The organism is Parapedobacter sp., from assembly GCF_035556095.1.
GTDB lineage: Bacteria > Bacteroidota > Bacteroidia > Sphingobacteriales > Sphingobacteriaceae > Parapedobacter.
This window is the reverse complement of sequence record NZ_DATMFT010000018.1, coordinates 161,858-181,268: the sequence shown is the minus strand read 5'-3', so window position 1 is coordinate 181,268 and position 19,411 is coordinate 161,858. Positions and strand designations below refer to the sequence as shown.

At 54.4% G+C, this 19,411-nt stretch carries 14 protein-coding genes; all 14 read right to left on the bottom strand.

Annotated elements, in window-relative coordinates:
- Positions 1-9 precede the first annotated feature (9 nt).
- Genes VNQ80_RS09160 through VNQ80_RS09095 form a run of 14 tightly spaced genes read right to left on the bottom strand, consistent with a single transcriptional unit; the run spans position 10 to position 19,391 of the window.
- Entirely contained in the window at positions 10-1,323 is a 1,314-nt protein-coding gene (locus VNQ80_RS09160; protein WP_325637711.1) for an ATP-binding protein, read from the bottom strand.
- Positions 1,323-5,048 carry a hypothetical protein gene (locus VNQ80_RS09155; protein WP_325637709.1) on the bottom strand — a complete coding sequence of 1,242 codons (3,726 nt, stop codon included), beginning with the start codon at positions 5,046-5,048 and terminating at the stop codon, positions 1,323-1,325. The genes VNQ80_RS09160 and VNQ80_RS09155 overlap by 1 nt, the downstream gene beginning before the upstream one ends.
- Before the next feature lies 1 nt (position 5,049).
- Positions 5,050-7,797, bottom strand: coding sequence for a contractile injection system tape measure protein (locus VNQ80_RS09150; RefSeq protein ID WP_325638188.1), 2,748 nt, complete (start codon positions 7,795-7,797; stop codon positions 5,050-5,052).
- A 26-nt stretch (positions 7,798-7,823) separates the two neighbouring features.
- Positions 7,824-9,650 (bottom strand): hypothetical protein, encoded by a 1,827-nt coding sequence (locus VNQ80_RS09145; protein ID WP_325637707.1) that lies wholly within the window; start codon positions 9,648-9,650, stop codon positions 7,824-7,826.
- 15 nt (positions 9,651-9,665) lie between these two features.
- Positions 9,666-10,424 (bottom strand): hypothetical protein, encoded by a 759-nt coding sequence (locus VNQ80_RS09140; protein ID WP_325637705.1) that lies wholly within the window; start codon positions 10,422-10,424, stop codon positions 9,666-9,668.
- Positions 10,408-13,551 (bottom strand): hypothetical protein, encoded by a 3,144-nt coding sequence (locus VNQ80_RS09135; RefSeq protein WP_325637703.1) that lies wholly within the window; start codon positions 13,549-13,551, stop codon positions 10,408-10,410. Before VNQ80_RS09135 ends, VNQ80_RS09140 begins: the two co-directional genes overlap by 17 nt.
- Positions 13,548-13,964 carry a GPW/gp25 family protein gene (locus tag VNQ80_RS09130; RefSeq protein ID WP_325637701.1) on the bottom strand — a complete coding sequence of 139 codons (417 nt, stop codon included), beginning with the start codon at positions 13,962-13,964 and terminating at the stop codon, positions 13,548-13,550. The genes VNQ80_RS09135 and VNQ80_RS09130 overlap by 4 nt, the downstream gene beginning before the upstream one ends.
- Positions 13,965-13,966: 2 nt before the next feature.
- Positions 13,967-14,266, bottom strand: coding sequence for a PAAR domain-containing protein (locus VNQ80_RS09125; protein WP_325637698.1), 300 nt, complete (start codon positions 14,264-14,266; stop codon positions 13,967-13,969).
- 1 nt (position 14,267) lies between these two features.
- Positions 14,268-16,040: a type VI secretion system tip protein VgrG gene (vgrG, locus tag VNQ80_RS09120; RefSeq protein WP_325637696.1), complete on the bottom strand. Its 1,773-nt coding sequence runs from the start codon at positions 16,038-16,040 to the stop codon at positions 14,268-14,270.
- Positions 16,040-16,699 (bottom strand): hypothetical protein, encoded by a 660-nt coding sequence (locus tag VNQ80_RS09115; protein WP_325637694.1) that lies wholly within the window; start codon positions 16,697-16,699, stop codon positions 16,040-16,042. The genes vgrG and VNQ80_RS09115 overlap by 1 nt, the downstream gene beginning before the upstream one ends.
- Position 16,700: 1 nt before the next feature.
- Positions 16,701-16,862, bottom strand: coding sequence for a DUF5908 family protein (locus VNQ80_RS09110; RefSeq protein WP_325637692.1), 162 nt, complete (start codon positions 16,860-16,862; stop codon positions 16,701-16,703).
- A 2-nt stretch (positions 16,863-16,864) separates the two neighbouring features.
- Positions 16,865-17,341, bottom strand: coding sequence for a phage tail protein (locus VNQ80_RS09105; protein ID WP_325637690.1), 477 nt, complete (start codon positions 17,339-17,341; stop codon positions 16,865-16,867).
- Positions 17,342-17,345: 4 nt separating this feature from the next.
- A complete protein-coding gene (locus VNQ80_RS09100; RefSeq protein ID WP_325637688.1) occupies positions 17,346-17,795 on the bottom strand; it encodes a phage tail protein in 450 nt (149 codons plus the stop codon).
- 51 nt (positions 17,796-17,846) lie between these two features.
- Positions 17,847-19,391, bottom strand: coding sequence for a phage tail sheath family protein (locus VNQ80_RS09095; protein ID WP_325637686.1), 1,545 nt, complete (start codon positions 19,389-19,391; stop codon positions 17,847-17,849).
- Positions 19,392-19,411 lie beyond the last annotated feature (20 nt).

Below are 19,411 nucleotides of genomic sequence, written 5' to 3'. Positions count from 1 at the left end.
GGACGACGTTTAAAAATCCACTAATTTACCTTCCTTTTCTTCTTCCTTGCGGATACCATCTTTAAGAATCTGCAAGGTTAACTGCGGCTTTTCCATACCGTGCAAGCGGATGGCGCAGTGTTGAATAACATTGACCATTGTGCCCCCGGAGAGCTCCACCTCCGCCACTTCATGGAGGAAGTCAGCATCGTGTCCCACCAGCCACTCCGGTGGCAACATCCGCTGCCACAAGGTGTAGCGCAACCGGCTATCGGGTAGTGGGAAATGGAGCACCTGCTGGAAACGGCGGAGGAAAGCCTGGTCGAGGTTGTCTTTTAAGTTGGTGGCCAACACAACCACGCCGGGGAAACTCTCTACGCGTTGCAGCAGGTAAGCAACCTCTTGGTTGGCATACCGGTCGTTAGACGACTGGGTTTCCGTCCGTTTACCGAAAAGGGCGTCCGCTTCGTCAAAAAACAAGATCCAATGCCGGTTTACCGCGCGATCGAAAACTTTTGCAAGGTTCTTCTCCGTCTCACCGATGTATTTCGACACCACCATAGACAGGTCTATGCGGTAAACTTCCATGCTGTGCCGCTTGCCCAATAAGGTGGCAGCCATGGTCTTCCCTGTGCCGGGAGGACCGTAAAAAAGGCAGCGGTATCCCGGTTTAATAAGCGCATCTAATCCCCATCGCGCTCGGATGGTGTGCCCGTTTTCCAGCCAAGCGGAAATATCATCCAGGCTCTTTTTAAGCTGCTGCGTAACGATCAGGTCTTCCCATTGAAGGGCCGTACGCAGGGGTGCTGCCGGAAAATCTGACGACCACGACGCTACGGCTCCCACCGCCCCGGTTTGCAGCACCTGCTGTAAAAACCAGCCCGACACCACGAGCCGCCCACTCAAAAAAGGCTCGCCTCGCTCTTGGCCTTCCAGGGCGAGCACATCGCGTGTTACAAATACGTGGTCATCGGCCAACATCCGGTATAGCCGTCGCTTACGGGGGTCGTCACCATACCCCAACAGGAATGCGGCGGTTTCGCCGGTGGGAAGAAAGCCGGTATGCCGTATGCCTTTCCAACCGCCAAATTCAGTATACGGCCGGTCCAGGTTTTTATTACGCACAAAAAAGAGGTCGAGCTCTTTGGGGGCAAGGTGCGGCATCAGGGCCAGCAACAGCAGAATGTGCTCGTCCATATCCAGCGGTCTCCCCAATAGGGTGGCAAAAGGGCTCTCTTCGGGCATGCCGAAGTTTTCTTCAATCGGCAACGTGCGCTCCTGCTCGAAGTAATCCGCAAATGCGGCATGTACCACTTGCCTGAAAAAATTAATCCACGCTTCCATTATGTGTTACGTTTTTTGCGTTTATCTTTAACCTGCCTGCGCAATACAATGACGAAAGGTACCCGCTCGCTTTTGCTGTTGGCCAGGTAACCATCAATGGCCTGCTCCAGCGCGGCCAGCCGCTCATCGTCCGGACGCTCGTGGTATCGTTCCAACGCTTGGTCAATTAGCGTTATTTTTTTCCGCTTCGTTTCCTGTCCCAGAAAACGAGACTTCGTTGTGGTCGCGGTGATAAATCGTTCCAGGCTCATCAGCGGCGCCTCACGGGCCGTAGGAGTGGGGCCCGCATCGGGAACGGCAGCATCCGCCTCGCTGACCATGGTTTCGAGGGTGTCCAAATCAGGCATTTTCAAGTTGCAAAGGGCCTCTTCCTGATCGTCTAGCAGCTGAACCTCATCGGCAATGCCTTCCTGGAGTTTATCGGGGTTAAGGGCCACCAGCGTTTCCAGCGCCCGGGATACGCGATCGATGCCAGTCTCCACCTCATCGAGGGTGGCCCCGCATTGCTCCAGTTTTTCCCACAGCTTATCCAGCTTGCTGGCCTTATTGAATGCCGCCATCCGCTCGTTGATATCCGGCGCTTCCAGGTTTTCGGGCCGCATAAAATACGCCAGTTTCTTGTCCATCGTCGTGATGTATTGCTTCCTCAGTTTTTCAAAACGCTGGTCCGCTTTCACACGCTGCTCTTCCATTTCCCTCAGCCGTGCCGCCTTGATGGCCCGTTCTTCGCTCAATAACGCCCTCCGCTCGTCACCGCTTCCGTAAATGTAGCGGTCTGACCGTAGCATGACATCTACATCCTGCCCCTCCTTGGTCACGATGGGCACCTTTGTTGCGCTGCTGGTATCCAACATGGGCTTCTCGGCCATCGAGCTCACCAGCTTATCATCTTCCAGGCTTTTCTCGCCCAGCTGTCCGTCCATCCGGTAATGGCCCAGCACCCATTCTGCTGCTGTAAATTCGTACAGCTTTTTCTCAAAAAAGTAAAGGGCTTTGGCCTTGATGACAATCCCTACGGCGGCCTTCGCCTCCGCTTCGATCTTATATCGGGCCATCAATGGCGCTTCCTTGGCAAACGACTTCCGTTCCCGGTCCCATCGGGCAGCTCCGGATATATCGGCTTGGGCATCTGCCGTTGCCGACCCTTCGGCAAAAGCCCCTGCGCTGAGGGCAATGAGCGCTTGGCTGCCCGCCTGTACACCCAGCTCCAACCGCAAAGCCACCCTGCCATGGATGCCTACCCCTCCTGTTACACCCCACACGCCATCTTTGCCCTTGGCAGCAACACCCAGTGCCAGTCCCAACGACGCTTCGGCACCTGCCGACCCGTAAACCTCCAAGCCCGGCACCACCGGATAGGCTATGCTAACCGATAGCGGTAGGGCACCGGCAAAATCGGCGAGCGAAAACGTCTTCTCGCCCTTGAGCGCTGCTTCCAGCTGCTTGAAATCGACCGACCCGCTGATGCCCAATGCGTTGAACGACAGCGGCGGTATGTCGGGCTCGAATTTGCCGATGCGAAACCCTTCGGACGAAAACCCGACATCGTATACCGTAAACCCGATGCCACTGACCGGAAGGAAGTCGAAAATCCCCGAATTGAACCCCGATATCAGCTTGCCGGCATCCGCTTCGGCCGTGCGGTCGCCGTTCAGGTGGAGGCGCAGTCCGGCTTCAGCCACCGAAAAACCGGCGTTACCAACCGTCGCATTCTTCACGTCGACGCTGAATACGGAGGTGCGAAGCTGGAGGCTTTCCACCGATGCAGAGAGGTCATTTTCCGCAAACGTTACCCGAATATTCTCCGCGTTGGCACTCACTTCGGGATGCTGCACATCCACCACTACACTGGCCTGGGCGGTGATGGTATACCCGTCGCCCGCTTTCTCCACGTCGAATCGCGTACCGTTTAACATCAGCCCTTCAATGATCTTCAGTTGCTCGGGCCCTACTACCGAAGCATTGGTGAACTGCACACCATCCTTGCCGATTACGACATTTGATATGCTCCCTTGCACGTCCACCGATGGCAAGAGGAGATCGGCTTTTTCCATGCCGAACTGCCGCTTTTTGTGATCGTATGTAATGCCTTTTGCCGAAATACTGAACGTATCGTACGCTACACGAAATTCGCCGCCCGAGAGTTCGATTATCGGCTCTCCGGCCTCCGTATCATAGCCGATATGGAACTTACCCGTGGCGTCTACGTGTTTGAAATCAATCTTGGGCGTTGCTTCCGCATCGATCACGGCGTGCTTGCCATCGGCTTTTACCGTGCCCTTTACATCGTTCAGGGTGACGTGGTCGCCGGCGAGTTTGATGGCTTGGTTCGCTTTAAAGCCGCCTTCGCCTACCACTTGGTCGTTATTGATGACCAGCTCGTTGATGAAACCCGTTAAATCGAAACCGATGGCTTTATTGAAATTGATTGCCGCATCGCGGAGTAAAAAGCCCTTACCCTTGTCGAACGAAGCTTCGCCGACAGTGACCGTGCCGGTGGATTCTTTGAAATTCTTCAAAGCGCCATGCATAAAAGTCCCATCCCGATCCAGTTCAAGCGAGAGTTGTCCCGTGGCAGCCCAACGGAACAAGTTGATCGTTGCCTGGCCGGCAAACGTCATGCCCTCTCGTCGGTCGTACGAAGCCTTCATGCCCGACAAGGCAATGGTATCGCTGAATACCCCGAATTTGCCCAGGGCAAAGCGGGCGTGGTCTACCCCCTCATTGGTTGCCCTTAAAAACGTCATCTCCAGCTTCTGGACTTCAAACAATTTAGGCACCGCCACATTATCCAGGATGTTAATGGTCTCGTCGAGTTCCATGATTGCGCCGCCTGACCAAGGAAATATCAAGGTAAGCCGCCCGTCTTCACCGAGGCTTTTTTGCACGCCGAACATCCGCATACCGAAAGCGAAGTCGGCATGCAGTCCCCCTTCCCGCTGTTGTTTACCCTCCTCCGTGGTTTTGGCCAGTTTGAACCCTTTCACTTCCACCCAGATAATCCGTAGGTCGATCTTGGCTAGTGATGCTTTGTCGTCCGCCTGGTCAGCAGTTGCACCAGCCGATTCCGCTTTTGGTTCATCGCCTTCCTCGGCCGTAGACCACCATGAATTATATAAACCCTTTCCGACTTGCCAAATACTGGAAATCGGATTATTGGCCGCTTTGATAAACCATTTCAGTTTATCCACGGCTTGGACCACCATCGTATTTTTGACCGACCGGTCCGCGTCTACCAACAAGCCTTCGAAATACGAAAATGCACTGCTGGGAAGCGCATACATCACTTTGCCGGTGATGAACAATACCCCGGTGCGTACAGGGGCGGGTAAGCTGTCCCAGATTGTCACCGCTGTAGACAAGGCATTGGTAAATCCGGTCAGCTTGTCGACCGCCATGCGGTAGGATTCGAAAGATCGCAGCATATCCAGCGCCCGGCGATCGGAATAAGCGAGGATAGCCGTCAGTCCAAACTCGCTGAAATACTTCCACAGCACTTGTTTGGCAACCGAGCCGAAAAGGCCATCACCGTCTTTCAATAACGCTTGCTCATCGATGGAGGCCGACTGCAAACCCTGTTCGTTTCGTTGTTCCGGAATTCGTTCCCGCTGGAAAATGCCTTGTCCATGGTCGGCCAACAGCGTTGCCATGTCCGCTTGCCGGTCCGACGATGGCTCGGGGTCTATAGGTATGGTTTTGTCCCGTTCGTTAGCTGTTGTCTTCATACTAGCGCCATTTAACCCAAAGCCCTTGTTTCATCCATCGAAAACGGATGACACTGAAATCCCAGGGCAACGAATCCAAAAGCATGTCGTAGGCTTTTCCTTCGACGTGCAGATTCCGTTTGTCCTCGTTATCCGCTGTTAGTCGACCGCCTCGCTGCAGGAACGCTTGCCGCAACGCTTCGACCGTAGAAGTATTCAATTTTTTCCAGTGCTGCAACACCGCCGCCAGCAGCCCGTCGGCCAACGCCGTTTCCTTTTCGGACAGGTCGATATGCCGGGGGATTGGTATGCCGGTTTGGAAACCACACAGCAATTTATCCAGCGATGCCGCGTATTCGGGGAATGGCCGGATGCCGTACACCAGGTACTGCATCAAGAAGATGGCCCGTACTTGATGGTCGCGATCGATGAAACCGCCGCCACCGTTTTCGAGGTAGCCCGCTTGGGCGAACAATTTCGGCAGGAACGGAGCTAAGATCACCAGGCCTGCATTATCTACGAAGGTGGGCTCGCCCGCTTGATCTGCCATGGCCAGCGCCACGGATTTCTCCAGGGCATCGGTAGATAGGCCCGTTGCGTCCAATGGCATCCTGTTGGCCACACCGGCCAAGAGGGGTATAGTGCTGGATAGTTCCAAGAGGGCCTGCAACAGCTCTTGGCTCTGCCGTTTCGCTACTGCGGCTTTCCACAGCATGGCGATCCACTCCCATAAGGCGGTTTGCTGATTGTAAAGATGGGGATGGCGGATGATATTTGCCAATAACTGCACCCACTTTGCACGGTCGTACGACAGCCCTGCAATCGTCTTTAGGCGACGATATACCGTAAGCTCTGCGGCGATCAGTTCCTCCAACAACGCATAGGGCAAACCGTCGATCGCAGCACCGCGCCGGTTGAGGGCGGTGCGGAGTAGGGCTGCTTCGGCCGTGCCGTACACCTTTGCAAATCGTTCGTACATCCGCTGCCGCGCCATGCGTTGGTTCGCTATGGAGTGCTGTTCGCCGTGAATCGCTGAGATGGCGGCAAACAAGTCGAAAGGCACCCGGGATCGAACACTATCCAACCCTTCGTACAGCGCGCTTACGAGCGTTTCGAAAGCGATGTGGTAATGTGCGGCCAAACCGCGGATGATACGCCACACGATTGCTTTCTTGTTGAACACCTGGTGCTGGGTTTCCAACATCGTTTGGTAAATGAAAATCCATTTTACCGCACGGAAGTCCGTATCGCCAATCAGTGCACCGGCGCGATGCTGCCCTAGCGCAGCCAACCGATCGGCATACGCCATCAAGAAGGTGGCGTGGTTGGGGTACATCAGCGTAACCAAGCGGTGGTGTTGTTCTTCGGTGAAATCCTGCGCTAGGTGGCGCAGGCGATGGATATTGCCGAATATTCGATTCCAATGGGAGGGGTTGTCAACCAACAGGCTATCAGCTGTGCCTCCTGGCTGTATTACACCCGATGAGGCCGAAAATGTACCCACCCACTCGTCCAATACTTGCTTAAGCCGTACGTTTGCATCAACATTGCCCATTGTACCGTGCAACCACTGCACAACCACCTGTACATCGAGGTTATACCGGGCCGAAATACCCGATAACACGTCGTGGACGAAATAACGGTGGTTGAATCCCCCCATGGCGTAGGGTGTGAGCAGTGGGAAAATAATTTCCCATTTCAGCAGCCTGAATGCAGCACCTGCGCGGCGACCTATGATGGCACTGCGCTGTTTGTCCAACAGCGTGGCGTAATCGATGACGAACGACGCCTCCGGCGGCGTCTCCATGACCATATGCACCAGCGAATGAACATCCGGTTCGGCCATACCCCGGATAAAATGCCTAGTGGATTCCGCCGTGGCCAGCATGCGGAGCAACATGGCCCGGTGCGGGTAGTCGGCGGGTCCCGGTGTGGCTACGGCTTCGGCACGTATCGCTCCAAGCAACGATACAAGCTCGGCGGAAATACTGCCCACGTGACTGAAACGGCCGATGTCGACGGTCAGCTCATCGACCAGCGCTGCATAATTGGTATTGTATTGCCCCGCAAGCCGGGCTATAGTCCATTTCAGAAAGCTTTTCTTATCGAAATACGAGCGCCGGTCGGTAAGTACATAAGCGAGGATCACCTGCCAAGCCGCTATCCGGAATGCCTCACCAGTTACCGCTGTTGCCGGCTTTTCTTGGTGTGTCTTCGTCAGGGTCTTGACGTATTGCCGTAAGAAGTCGCGTGCCGTGGGATGGATCAATGCCACGCTGTCTAGCAGCTGGTCGTCCGTAAACTGCGCGGCCAACCGTTGCCGCAACGAAGAGACGTGCCCCATCCGCACCAAAAAATCTTTGAACGCCAACGCATGGTGCGTCAGCACGTGGCGGAACATTTCATTGATGTCGCGTACGCGCGATGCCAAGTGCCAGGGCAGGCGCCCGGTCATCAGGAAGGTACACCATCCTTCAAACCAATCCGCGTGTTCGGTGCGCTGTTCCAGCGAAACATGGCCATGAGGCGTGTCGAACAACGACGCCAGTGCTTGGCGCAGTGCCTCGCGGAAGCGATGCGGGTATTCCCGCTGAAACTCCATGTCGGTCAGCGTACCTACATCTACGGTCAGCGAAGGTACATGTACCACGATTCCCGCTTCCTGATAGATCCGAAGCTCCTCGTCGATAATCTCCGGCAGCAGTTCCCCAATCAGTTGGTCGCAGCGGTGGTTGAAGAGTTGGCCAAACGCCGGATCGTCGGTTTTCATCGCTATGCGCAGTACATCCACTTGGTTCATAGGTACCTCCTCAATAGCGTTGAACCTTGTATCACGGCAGCTACCTGGCTCGTCCGCCAGCCTTCCTTCCACCGGAAATATTCCACATCCATCGCCTCCATCTGTTTCACGGACAGCCATGTGAAACGGACAAGCATATGCGCGGGGAGGCGTTGTTTCCACCAGTTCTCCAGCCACGCTTTTCCCTGTATGCCCTGCCATGCTGCGGGCAGCGCGACCGAAATGGTCAGTTGGTCTTCCGGGGGTAAGCCACGCTCGTTGAGCAACAAGGTGTGCTCGATGACGTAACACGCGTAATATCGGCTCTGGAAATAGCGAAGGTAACGTTGCAGGGCATTGGCCAGTTCCACCATCCGGGATCCCGATGGTGATTCCATGATGCCTACCCATTGTTTTTGCGATGCCAGCACCAAACACAAGGTGTAGCGCCCGTTGTGTTCAATAAGGCGGTAATGCTCCAATTCGGTGCCCGCTTGCAGGTACGATTCAAACAAAAAGCCCTGTTTGATGAGCCCCACGTATTTGGCACATTCCTGTTCGGACCACCGTTCGTCGGGAAGTGCAATATGCTTTATCTTAAACACCCGGCTACCTTTCGGTGCAGCCACCAGCATGGGGTCGAGGTTAAAACGCTTGGCGAACGCATCATCGTCTAGCAGGCGTACAGATAAACCTTCCAACCGTACACCGAGAGGGCGTTCCTCATCCGGTTCGAGGTTGAGCAATGCGTTGAAATAGCCCTTGATGGGCAGCACCGTATGGCCATCGAGATCCATCCCTTGCATGCGCCGCTGTTGCCAGAAGGGCAGTCGTTCGGTGATACGGAAGAACGCGTCGGCGAGTTGGTCTTCGGGGTATCCATACCGCAGCAGTGCCAAGGTGGGCTCCACCGCTTCGCCATAGCTGGCGCAACGCCATTTCGCGAACGCAAGGCGCTGTTCACTCATGCCCTTATCGTCAAAAACTACCGCTTGCCGGCGTTTATCGTCGTCAAGGATGTGGTCGAGTTCCGGGATGTCCACATCGGCCGTAAACGTTGGCGGTTGATAAGGCATTTTTCCGATGAGTGCCGGGATGGCACGGAGTTGCTGGTCGGCACTCGACAAGAGGTAGTCGGACAGCAGCATATACGCTTTCAGCTGGAGGATAGCTGCTTCATGCTGGCTGTCCAGCCGGTTGGGCATCCCTTCGGCACCCAAGCCATACAGCTGGGGCATATCGAACTGCATCGAGCGAAACGGTTTTTCCGGTAAATGGACGTGCGTTTCCGCAATCGGTGCACCGCTGGTGAAGCCGGCCATTGGGTCGGCAACCGTGATGCGGTCCCTTTCAATGGATGCAACCACGCGAACATGGCGCATCAACTGTCCCAGTAGCCGTTTCTGCCGGAAAAAAGTGCGCACTTGTGCTTCCAACTGGCCAGCTTGATGCCCATTGCCGGCAACGACTTCCACCACATGGCCCCCATTTTCCATGGTGATACGGCAATCGGTCACACCAGCTATCTGCTCAACAACCAGGCGTTCCTGGTCGGCGGCTGTAACCACACTCGCTGCAAACAGGGCCTCGCCGTTGTGCAGTCCCAGCTTGGCGAAATCGATACGGCCCTGGTCGTCGTGGGGCAGGAAGCTGCCGAAGTCGAGCGCCAATCGGTATTGCAGGTCAAACAATCCGTAAGCCCACACATCCATGATGGTCACCCCCGGGTCGTGCGCATTGAAATCTGTCCAGCGCTGACCTGCCAACTCCTGTACCTTGTGCAGCAAGTGTTCGTTGAGCAACGTATATGGGTGGTCGGAAACCGGCTTTCTACGGATGGACATGATCGTTGTTATCAGCTATAATATCGTAGGTTTTATCATTCTGGGGTTATCCCACAAACTGGTGATATGGTAGGTGATCATCTCATCGCCATCGTATCGGAACAAGGTTCTCAGCTGCAGTCTGCACTTGAATGTGCCTTTAACGGGTAGCCACCGGATCGCAAGCCGGTTGCCGAAAATACCGAAGTGCGATCGGGTTTTCCTGATTTTCCGTTGACTGCCGAAGCAATGCATGGCCAGTGCATGCAGTAAAGCGTACCGTCCTTTATCTCGCTGGGCACAGCCAGCGGCTACCTGAAACATCCAACAGCCTTCGCTTTCCACGGTGTCGTCATCAAGGATGTCATGCCATCGACCGTCGGCTGGCACCTGTCCCGACAGGAAAGCACCTTTGGTGCCTCTAACGTGCAATTGACCATGTACGAATACATCGCCTTTGCTGTACTTTCCCAAGGGATCGTCCGTATGTTTGAGCGTTAAGGCCACTTTACCGCCGGCATTGCCTTCTTTATGCCGTATCAACAGGTCGTGGTTTTCGCGGCTCACGGCGATCTCCCAAATGGGGTGGTCGTCACCGGGTTTGGCATACGTAGAAATCACCACGCCGTGTTCGGTCTGCGGCGCCAAGCCGATACCGATTTCCGGCGAATGCGCGAAAAAACCGTCGTCGAGGGTGTTCAGACTCGAATCGATCAGGTCTTCGAATGCGCGTTCGGTGGGCCGGCGTCCGTGCTTGAAGTAGTCTTTGAGTGTCGCTCTATTCCTCCTCGCCATAGATTACAAAATTGTGGTCAATACTCATTTCGTCAATACCAAAATGCGGATTCAATTCATGGCCGATTACGTGCCGCTGCGCGGTGGTAAGCACGGCATGGCGCATGGATGGCCGTACCTCCTGCGTTGGTTTATCGTACCGTTTGAGGCGGTAGTCGCTCGTGCCTCCGCGAATCAGCTGGAACACGGTAAATACGATGTCTTTCACATAGGCGATACGCATGGCGGCGTCCAGTTGGCTAAGCCGAAACGTGTGCCCCAGGTCTGGAACCTGGTCGGTTTCCTTCCAGGGTGCGATAACGGCATTGATCTGTTTCTTGATTTCCTCATGTACCAGTGCCTCGTCGGCGCCGGGCGTAACTACCACCCGTGCCCGCACGATGATTTCCTCGTATACCGGATTAATCACGTCAACCCTTACTACTCCTTGCGGCATGCGCGGGACCAAGAGTTGGTAAATGTCCAACAGCCGGTTAGCCACACAATAGGGATAGGTGCCCGTGGTTGCGCTATACCGTTTTGGAAACACGACCAGGGTGATTACCCCGGGCCGGGTGGCACCGTTGCCATCATTGGCCGTGATGTCGTAACTATCGAGGCAACACACCGCTGCAATGTCTGCAAAATGCTGTAGTACCAACCGTTCGAAATCACGGGGTGTCACTGCTTTTCCCCGATGCGCAATATGTTCGGCAACCCGCGTTAGCTTATCGCTGTCGGTTTCCCTATCGGTACGTCCGAAAAAGGGGACCACCTGCCGTACACCGGAAATACCGGGCACGCGGCAGTTCGTTAGCTGGAAACCGTCGGGCAATGTCGTATCCATCGCCGACGAATCACGCCGTACCAACGTTACATTCGATACAATCCGTTTCAACAACGGCATGCTTTGCGGATTCTTAACCACGGAGACACATAGCCATACCCGCCCCTGGTCATCGCGTACCCGCTCGTCGGGAATATCTTCAAAACGAAGCACGACCAACCCGTTGACCAGGAAGTTGCGTGTGGTATTGGTACGTACTACACCGATTGGCAACGGTTCCCAGTGGTAACCATTCCCCCAGTACCAGGCCACCTCGGGCAGTTCCAGCAAACCGACGTTCTTCTGTTCGGGCACGAGATCGATAAACAGCTGGAGTTCGGAGTGTGCCCGCACGTGGTCTATTTCCAACATGAGGTTAAATGCGTTGGGCACATTGTATACAAAGGCAACAGGTTCGTTGTCTTTGCGTGGAAACACCTGTTTGGCGCCGAAAGGATAGATGTGCCGCAGCACCCCTTTACCCGCCGATCCCGCGTGCGACAGGTTGATTTCATCTTTTGCCGTGTAGGATAACAGCATGCGCTCTACCAGCGGCGAAATGGGGGGATTGAGTGCATCCACTTTCTTTCGCTTCGCCACGTTTTTAATCATGTTTTCAGTAAACAGCTGGCGGTATCGCCGGTTTCCGAATCCCATGTCGGGTTTATCGAGCACAAAACTGATAAACCCCCGCTTGGATCGTGTACCATAGTGGTATTCACTTTCGGGCACCTCCACGGGCAGCATATCGGCTACCGGTATGCCGTTCAGGTGCGTTTCTGTCGCCAACCGGCCGGTGGGAAGTGGCGTGGGACGCCCGGTTTTGTCAGTGCCCATAAACAGGTAAATCGGGTGTTGTGTAGGGATGGTCCGCCAGCGGTAATCCGCCAGGTATCGGGCTTGCAGTTGGAAGGAAAGGTTGTCTATGGGTAATTTGTACCCTTTATAATATGCGGATAGCCCCCCGCTATCGGTGGGCAACTGCTGCCACGTGATGGACAAGCCGATAGCTTGTGTATTCTTCACAGCCATCTCGTAGTTGCCAACGGCAAACCAGGCGCCCTTTTCGTTGGTTAGCCCAAAGGGTGAGAAAGATACGGCATTATCCACCCGGCCGAGCTCATTATACAGCTGCAGGTTGGTGATGCCTTCTACCCGGGTTTGGATGGTAATCTTGGCCAGGTGGAACTGTTCCAACCAGATCAATGGATATAGCCATGCGTTTCGGTTAAGCAAAATTTTCAGTGCCGGATGATGGGTGTCTTGCCCATGTAATTCGTGCGTACACGGTATCGTCTCCGAGAAATCCTCCGGAAGGTCAAATTTGATAACAAACGCTAGCTGGTCAGGGTGGCGCTCCAAGACGTAAGTCGCCACCGGTGTCCACCCGTCGGCGGTGCTGATCTCGAGGTAGAAAATATAGCCAAAAACCTTTTCTAGGTCCAGTTTTCTTGCCAGCGCGTTGCGTTCGTTGTCCGAACCCATATTTTTGGTGAGCACGTGCATCAGCCAACCGTCATGTCCCCAAGGGTTTCGATTGCCCACGACTTTTTCCGACTCGAAGGTCATATCAACATGGCGCAATCCTTCACGCAGTAGCAATGCCGGCGATTCCACCTGCAGACCCACGGGATGCTTCACTTCGACGGTAGCTGTTTTACCGTATGTCGAAGATTCCGCATTACGATGTGTCAGATCGGCCACCATCAAAGCTGTGGGTGCTTTAAGTACATTGGCCGGAAAGACGTTTCGCTCGCTGTTCAAATACACCTTGAACATCCGCTTCAACGCGATGTCGCTCAACTGCGTTGGCTCTAGGGTGTGGAATGCCACCCCCCCGTGCTTACGGCTTGAACCGGTTATCCGGGTTTCCTTCGGAACGACCAGCGGACCCGGTACTTGTTTGATGAATTGGACATACGTATGGTCCGGTGTTGCGGGCAATGTGTTCACATGCAGTACGCGGTCCGCATACCAAGCGGGGAATGCGCTCCAGCGCCCGTTGAAATTGTTGAGTAAGCTGTGTAAACGTTGCAGCGTGGCATAGATAAGCGCCTGCGAGGGCTCCATATTGCCGTTTGGCGAAAAGTCGCTCAGGGCATCGTCCGCGGCAAGTTTCCGTAAACCATCCAGCAATTGGTCGAAATATACGGGTTGCTGCTGTTGGGTATCGTGGTCGGTGTATTTCAGGAATGAGGCAAACGCCAACAGCCGGTCGAGCAGCGCCCGTTCGTCTGCCTGTACCGGTTGAAATAAACCGATAAGCGCTTCCCAGGCCTGCCTATCCTGTTGTCGAGATCCCTGATAATTTCCGTTGCTCACTTAATCGTTCTTTCTTTCAAGTAAAATGGAAATACGAAATTGCTTCGGCTGTTGGTTTTTTTTACCACGTAATGCAGCGCAATGGAGACGTGGTTTTCCGCCTCGTCTAGTAAGGCGATGACGACCTCTTCCAATGTAATCCGGGGCTCGTGGTTCAACACGGCTTGCCGGATGCTGTCTTCCATCAGCGATCGCGTTGTCAGATCCATGCCATGGAACACCCATCGGTCCAGTACATGGCCGTATTCCCACCGGTATACCCGCTGCCCCACCGGTGTGGCAAACAGGATATGTAAGCTCTGCCGGATGTCGGCTTCGCCGGACACCATTTCCACGCCCGTTTCCCACCGGTTGTGGATAAATCGTGGGGGGAAGGCCCATCCGCTTCCCAGATATGGCTTTTTATCTTCCATTACTAACCTCCTATGATGACGGTGGGTAGCCCCACAATAACGGCACCCCCATGGGCACACGTGTCGCCCTGCCGGACCGCTGGCCGGCCGCCGATCATGACGGTAGCCGATCCTTTCACGATCGTATCGGGTGGGCCCACACAGGTACACATATCGCCAACAACGGCCGCCGGAAGGTTGCCAATTAATACCGTCGGTACACCGGGGCCCACAATGGGCCCGCCGACATGCGGTACGGGCGGTACACCCGGTGTCACCATCGGGCAACTGTGCATATCCGTTATACGTGCTGCTAACGCCATATTAATTGATCATAACCATCGCTCCCTTTACCACGGTCTGCCCCGCTGCGGATAGTTCAGCGCTGGCGTTCCCTTTTACCGTAGCTGATGTATCTGCCTTTATCGCTACATTGGAACCGGAAAGGGCAGCGCCAGCGGTTCCTTTCAGCTGCAATTGTCCTTGTGCTTCCATCGTGATGTTTCCTTTCGTGGCAATCTGGATATCTTTTTGCGCATCCAACCGGATGCCGCCATCGGAGAGCGAAAGTTTATTGCCGTTCATGTCGGCAACCGACACCGATTTATCTTTATCACTTGCCCGGATGGTAATTCCTCCGGGGGTAGCTACATTAACGGCACACTGGTCGTCATCTAGCGTAACCGTGATGCCCGACTTGGTTTTGATGCCGTGGATGTCATTTTCCTGCTTTAGCTCTTCGGGGCGCACGCGCTTGCTACTATACAAGCTCCCCAGTATAATGGGGTGTGATGGGTCGCCATGCTGGAAGCCCACCACCACTTCGTCACCCACATCGGGTACGTTCAATGCTCCGTAACCATTTCCTGCCCAGCTTCCGGCCAGCCGCGCCCACACCTGTTTTGCCGGTTGGTCGATCATCGGCAACTGGATGGCTACCCGGAATTCATTTTTCGGGTCGTCGACTAGCTTAACCACCACGCCGACATGTAATCCGGCAACTCCCTCCATATCGGACATCGAAAATCGGCCGCTAGCCACGTTCTCATCCTGCGGGAGTCCCAACGTTACCTGTGTAAGCCATCCATCGTTGTTTACCGTATGCCACACGCCGCCCACGTACCCGTTGCCATTGAATTTCATGCCCATACCTGCCAGTTCTAACAGCTGCCCCGGTTGGATGTGTGCCGAACCGACAAAGGTGCATGTACCCCGGATGCGGGCAAGTCCCTGACGCAGCTTCCGGGCGTCGGCTTCTTGTTGCATCCGCTGCTCATCAGCCACCTGCGCCGCAACGGTATGAACCGCCTGACCGGCAACAGCCTCCAACTTGGCGATATCCATATCTCCCTGGTCGTTCAACGTCGCCGATTCGGCCGAGACGCTCAACACCGATTGGTTGACCGGGTCCCAAGCCCTTACCACCACATCCGCTGACTGGTCCATTGCCGTCCACTCGGCATCGAAAGCTACCATATCCACGCCATAGGTTACCACCAGCGCCGGCGCACCCGCTACGTCGGGAGGCTTAACGGAAATGGACGTTCCGTTGGTAATCAGCACCCAGCCCTGTGCATCTGCGCAGCGGCGAATAAAATCCCAGTCGTTCTGGAAATACTGAACCACCCGCTCGTGGACGACAGTGCCAGACGCCACGTTGGCCTCGAGTTTGTAGTTGCCGATGACCTGTTCAATAATATCGCCGTCAGACATGTCTTCGTAGCAATCCTGCCGGTTACCCTGCGTCATTGGGTAAGCAAGGTCACGGCATTCCACGGCGAGCTTGATGCCTTCGGTACCGTCTACATTCAATTGGAGGGCCGTAACCATCCCTTCAAAAATCGAATCCTCGTCGTCGCCGTACCCCGCGGAAACGGCTATCGCCTTCCCCGGCTCGAACACAGGCCCGTCTGCCACGGAAATCTGCCCCCATTCGGTATCGCGCACATGCAATACCAGCGCTGCTTTTCCTATCCGATTGACTGCGTTATGAACATCCAATGCCACCAACTGGTAATCTGCGGGCATCGGTTCACCTTCAACATACACGGTAACGCGCAATACGCCATCCTTGTTATATGCCGGAGAACGAGCCATCAGCGTACCAATGGGGGAAAGAGCACCCTTGTGCCCGGTTCGACATGCCGTATGCTTGGGAGGCCGTTAACTGCCGCCACATCCATGCTGTACGACATGTCCCCGTAGATTTCCTGGCACCATGAGGCGATGGTTTCGCCCGTTTTGAGTTCGACCACCCTGGACAGGTCGGGCGATTCCAGCCCGGCCTTTTTTGCGGCTTCTTTTGGATCGGCCACGGCCTTGAAGGAAAAGCTCACCTTCACCCGCAACGGATTCCCATCTGGAGCGAACAAGGTGTATTGATACCCGAGCGAGTCGAGCATACCTTTAAACACAAACGTTCCCCAACTCACCACCAGGAAATTGGGCTGGTGGATTTCGCCGTTGATTAAATAGATGACTTCCTCGATGCGCCGGATTTCTTGTTGGATATCCCGTGCCCCTGGAACAGCTCCGGTAGCGTCTATGATGGTATCAAACGATAGCGTTTCTGCTACATGGCTCAGGTAGCCCATCGACTGTTGCTGCACATTGATCGGGTTGGCCTCTTCCATCTTCAGCCCCTTTTTCAGGTCGATCTGGTTGGGGTTTACCTGCACGGAAAACGATTTTCCCGTTGGTTTCTTATACAGCTGGTCGGCAAACGCTTCCACAGCCAATTTGGTCAACTCACCCATATCATCGCTCCCATCTCCATTTTTCGTGTTTCAACCGCTGTCGCGATAGCTCTTTCGCCACCGCTTCCCGTATTTGTTTCATCCACTCGGTTGACGTCTCGGACGAGGTCTGTTTACGCTCCACCGTTGTTTTTACCACAATTTCTTTAATGATAATGGGCATACCTATTTCTCCTGTTTAATCATACTATACGCCAATACCAATTCGCTTATGGCCAGCTCATTTTTTTGGGCATCCAGTTTATCGGTGCTCCATTTCACCGGATAAGCATTCAGGCAGCGCCAGAGGTGCAGTGTTTGTCCTGTTTCGTCGAGCAGATGCACCAGTACGTCGCTGGTCTGAATACGTTCACTACGGTCGCCGTTAATGACCTTCGCCACCCAGTCGACCAAGGAAGCACCGGTCTCACCGGACTTTCTCGGCAACACCGCACGTCGTAAGGTCAAGCGGCCGGCTTTCACGCTTTTAGGAAGGTGATAGGCCAACTCATTGGCGCCGCCCTCGTGCCACGTATCCACATCCAGTTCCATTTCCAAACCGGTTACCGATTGGAATGGAATGGATTCGGTAACCGGTCCGTTTTGGAATTCCACATGGAAATAGAAAGCCACGGGCAGCGCCCAAGGGTCGCCTACCGCCATGGTCCTATCCGTTTGCGATGGTAATGCCTTCGTGAGCTACTTCCAGAGTTTCCACGGCCACTTCATTGCCGTCCGATTTCAGGTCGGTGCCCGTCACTTTAGTTGGCCATGCATTGTTGAGGGTCCAGCTCATCGTGGGGTTGCCTTCTTCATCGAGCAGATTGATGACGACGGTCTTGCGTTCGATGGTATTCATCTTAATGGCATTGAACCAATCCCAGAAGGTGTTATCGCCCTTGAATACTCCTTTCTTGAGCGTCACATTACTCGATTTCTTGATGCCTGGCATCTTGATGGTTGAAAATTCCTTGCTGTTGCCATGGCGGTATTCGATAACCTGGGCTTCAATGTCCAAACCGGATACTTCCTGGAAAGATACTTCCTGATCCGCTATTTTCACTTGGAAATAAAATTTCGGCAACGGCCATACGTTGTCTTGTGCTTCTCCTGCCATAATATGTTTTTCTCAGTGTTAAAAATGCTATAATAAAAAGCTATTGACTATCTACCCCTCCTGCAGCTGTTGCTGGAAGGTGATTTCGATAAATTCAGCCGGCCGTACCACTGCGATATTGACCGTGATGCGCATGATTCCTTCGAGCACATCGTTGGGTGTCATGGTTTCGCCCAGCCCCACACTCACGTTGAAGGCTTCCTCGGGCGATGCGCCCATCAGGCCACCCCGCTTCCATATGCCGGTGAGGAAACTGGCAATCATGCTTCTTACACTTACCCACGTACTGGCATTATTGGCTTCAAATACGTATGCCCGTGCGGCGTTCTTGATGGATTCTTCGAGCATGATGACGGTGCGCCGCACGTTGATGTATCGCCAATCGAGCGAGTTTCCGTCGAGCGTCCGCGCGCCCCATACCTTGATTCCCTCACCCACGAATGCCCGGATGGCATTGATTGCTTTGCCGCTAAGCGGTACGTTGAGGTCTTCCTGTTTCGCGTGCGAAATATTGACGGTCGGACTGGTTACGCCCACCACGCCCACATTTGCCGGTGCTTTCCATACGCCTTTGGTGTTATCCACCAGTGTGTACACGCCGGCTATAGCAGCCGAAGGGGGGAGCAGGTTCAGGTGGTTTTTCATTGATCGCAGCACATCCTGATACACGTTGCTCACCTGGAACAAGATTTTATGTGCTGTAACTGCGGGCAGGGTACCCTGCGCTACCGGCTCTGTCTCGGCTTTATCAGCCTCCGCTTTGCCTTCTTTGGCCTCTGCCTTACCTGCTTTTGCAGCACCTTTCGTTTGGATAACGTCAAAAATGGCCTTCAGTTCGTCCGATTGGCGCGCCTCCGGCATCTCAGCCTCCAGCAGCGTACGCAATGCCGCCGGGTTTGCCAGGTTGCGGAACGACAGGTCGCCGTCTTGCACAATGCTGGTGTTCAACCACGGGTAGTATGCCGCCCCGAAATCGAGGAAATCGCTGGTAACACCCTCACGGAAGCGTTTCACCGCTTCTTCTTCCGCTTCTGCCTGCGGCACGTCGAGGATGGCAAACCGTGAGCGCATGTCGTAACCACAGTGGTTCAATACCGCGTTTTGGATATCGAAGCAATCCGCTGCAGGAAGGTTTACCCCTTCGGGCACAACAACCATGGTTGGCTCCGGCTCGCTAATTAGGGCATTAATGCCATTTTGGAAGTTGTCTTTTTTCAGGTCGGTTTGGTAATCGCCCACCGACACGATGTAGCATTGTCCACCGCCGTTGGCAAAAAACAGCACCATGTTGTAATACAGGGTGTACTTTTTGGTTTGGGTCAACCGGTATCCTTTGCCGCCCGTGGTCAGGTCGGGCGTCGTACCCTGCGCTGCCTCTTCCAAGTTGAACTCCGCCATGGAGGGGCCGCCGAAAAACGCTTGGAATTCTGCCATTGACGCAATCCGGGTAGGCTTATTCAGCAACGTCTTGTTTCCGTTGGCTGCTTTTTCTGTATACCCGACAAATGCAGGTATCGCCGTGGCCACTTCGACCACCGAATTGGGGAATGCGCTCTTTTCGACCACATATACCCCGGGAGTTTTCATTGTAGACATATATCAATCATTAAACATTA

Bases quoted from the DNA above. Each gene is read 5' to 3' on its own strand.
- VNQ80_RS09100 (WP_325637688.1), bottom strand. From the start codon at position 17,795: ATGGCAGGAGAAGCACAAGACAACGTATGGCCGTTGCCGAAATTTTAT.
- VNQ80_RS09130 (WP_325637701.1), bottom strand. From the start codon at position 13,964: ATGGAAGATAAAAAGCCATATCTGGGAAGCGGATGGGCCTTCCCCCCA.
- VNQ80_RS09155 (WP_325637709.1), bottom strand. From the start codon at position 5,048: ATGAAGACAACAGCTAACGAACGGGACAAAACCATACCTATAGACCCC.
- VNQ80_RS09115 (WP_325637694.1), bottom strand. From the start codon at position 16,699: ATGGGTGAGTTGACCAAATTGGCTGTGGAAGCGTTTGCCGACCAGCTG.
- VNQ80_RS09160 (WP_325637711.1), bottom strand. From the start codon at position 1,323: ATGGAAGCGTGGATTAATTTTTTCAGGCAAGTGGTACATGCCGCATTT.
- VNQ80_RS09125 (WP_325637698.1), bottom strand. From the start codon at position 14,266: ATGGCGTTAGCAGCACGTATAACGGATATGCACAGTTGCCCGATGGTG.
- VNQ80_RS09110 (WP_325637692.1), bottom strand. From the start codon at position 16,862: ATGCCCATTATCATTAAAGAAATTGTGGTAAAAACAACGGTGGAGCGT.
- VNQ80_RS09145 (WP_325637707.1), bottom strand. From the start codon at position 9,650: ATGTCCATCCGTAGAAAGCCGGTTTCCGACCACCCATATACGTTGCTC.
- VNQ80_RS09105 (WP_325637690.1), bottom strand. From the start codon at position 17,341: ATGGCGGTAGGCGACCCTTGGGCGCTGCCCGTGGCTTTCTATTTCCAT.
- VNQ80_RS09150 (WP_325638188.1), bottom strand. From the start codon at position 7,797: ATGAAAACCGACGATCCGGCGTTTGGCCAACTCTTCAACCACCGCTGC.
- VNQ80_RS09140 (WP_325637705.1), bottom strand. From the start codon at position 10,424: ATGGCGAGGAGGAATAGAGCGACACTCAAAGACTACTTCAAGCACGGA.
- VNQ80_RS09095 (WP_325637686.1), bottom strand. From the start codon at position 19,391: ATGTCTACAATGAAAACTCCCGGGGTATATGTGGTCGAAAAGAGCGCA.
- vgrG (WP_325637696.1), bottom strand. From the start codon at position 16,040: ATGGCTCGTTCTCCGGCATATAACAAGGATGGCGTATTGCGCGTTACC.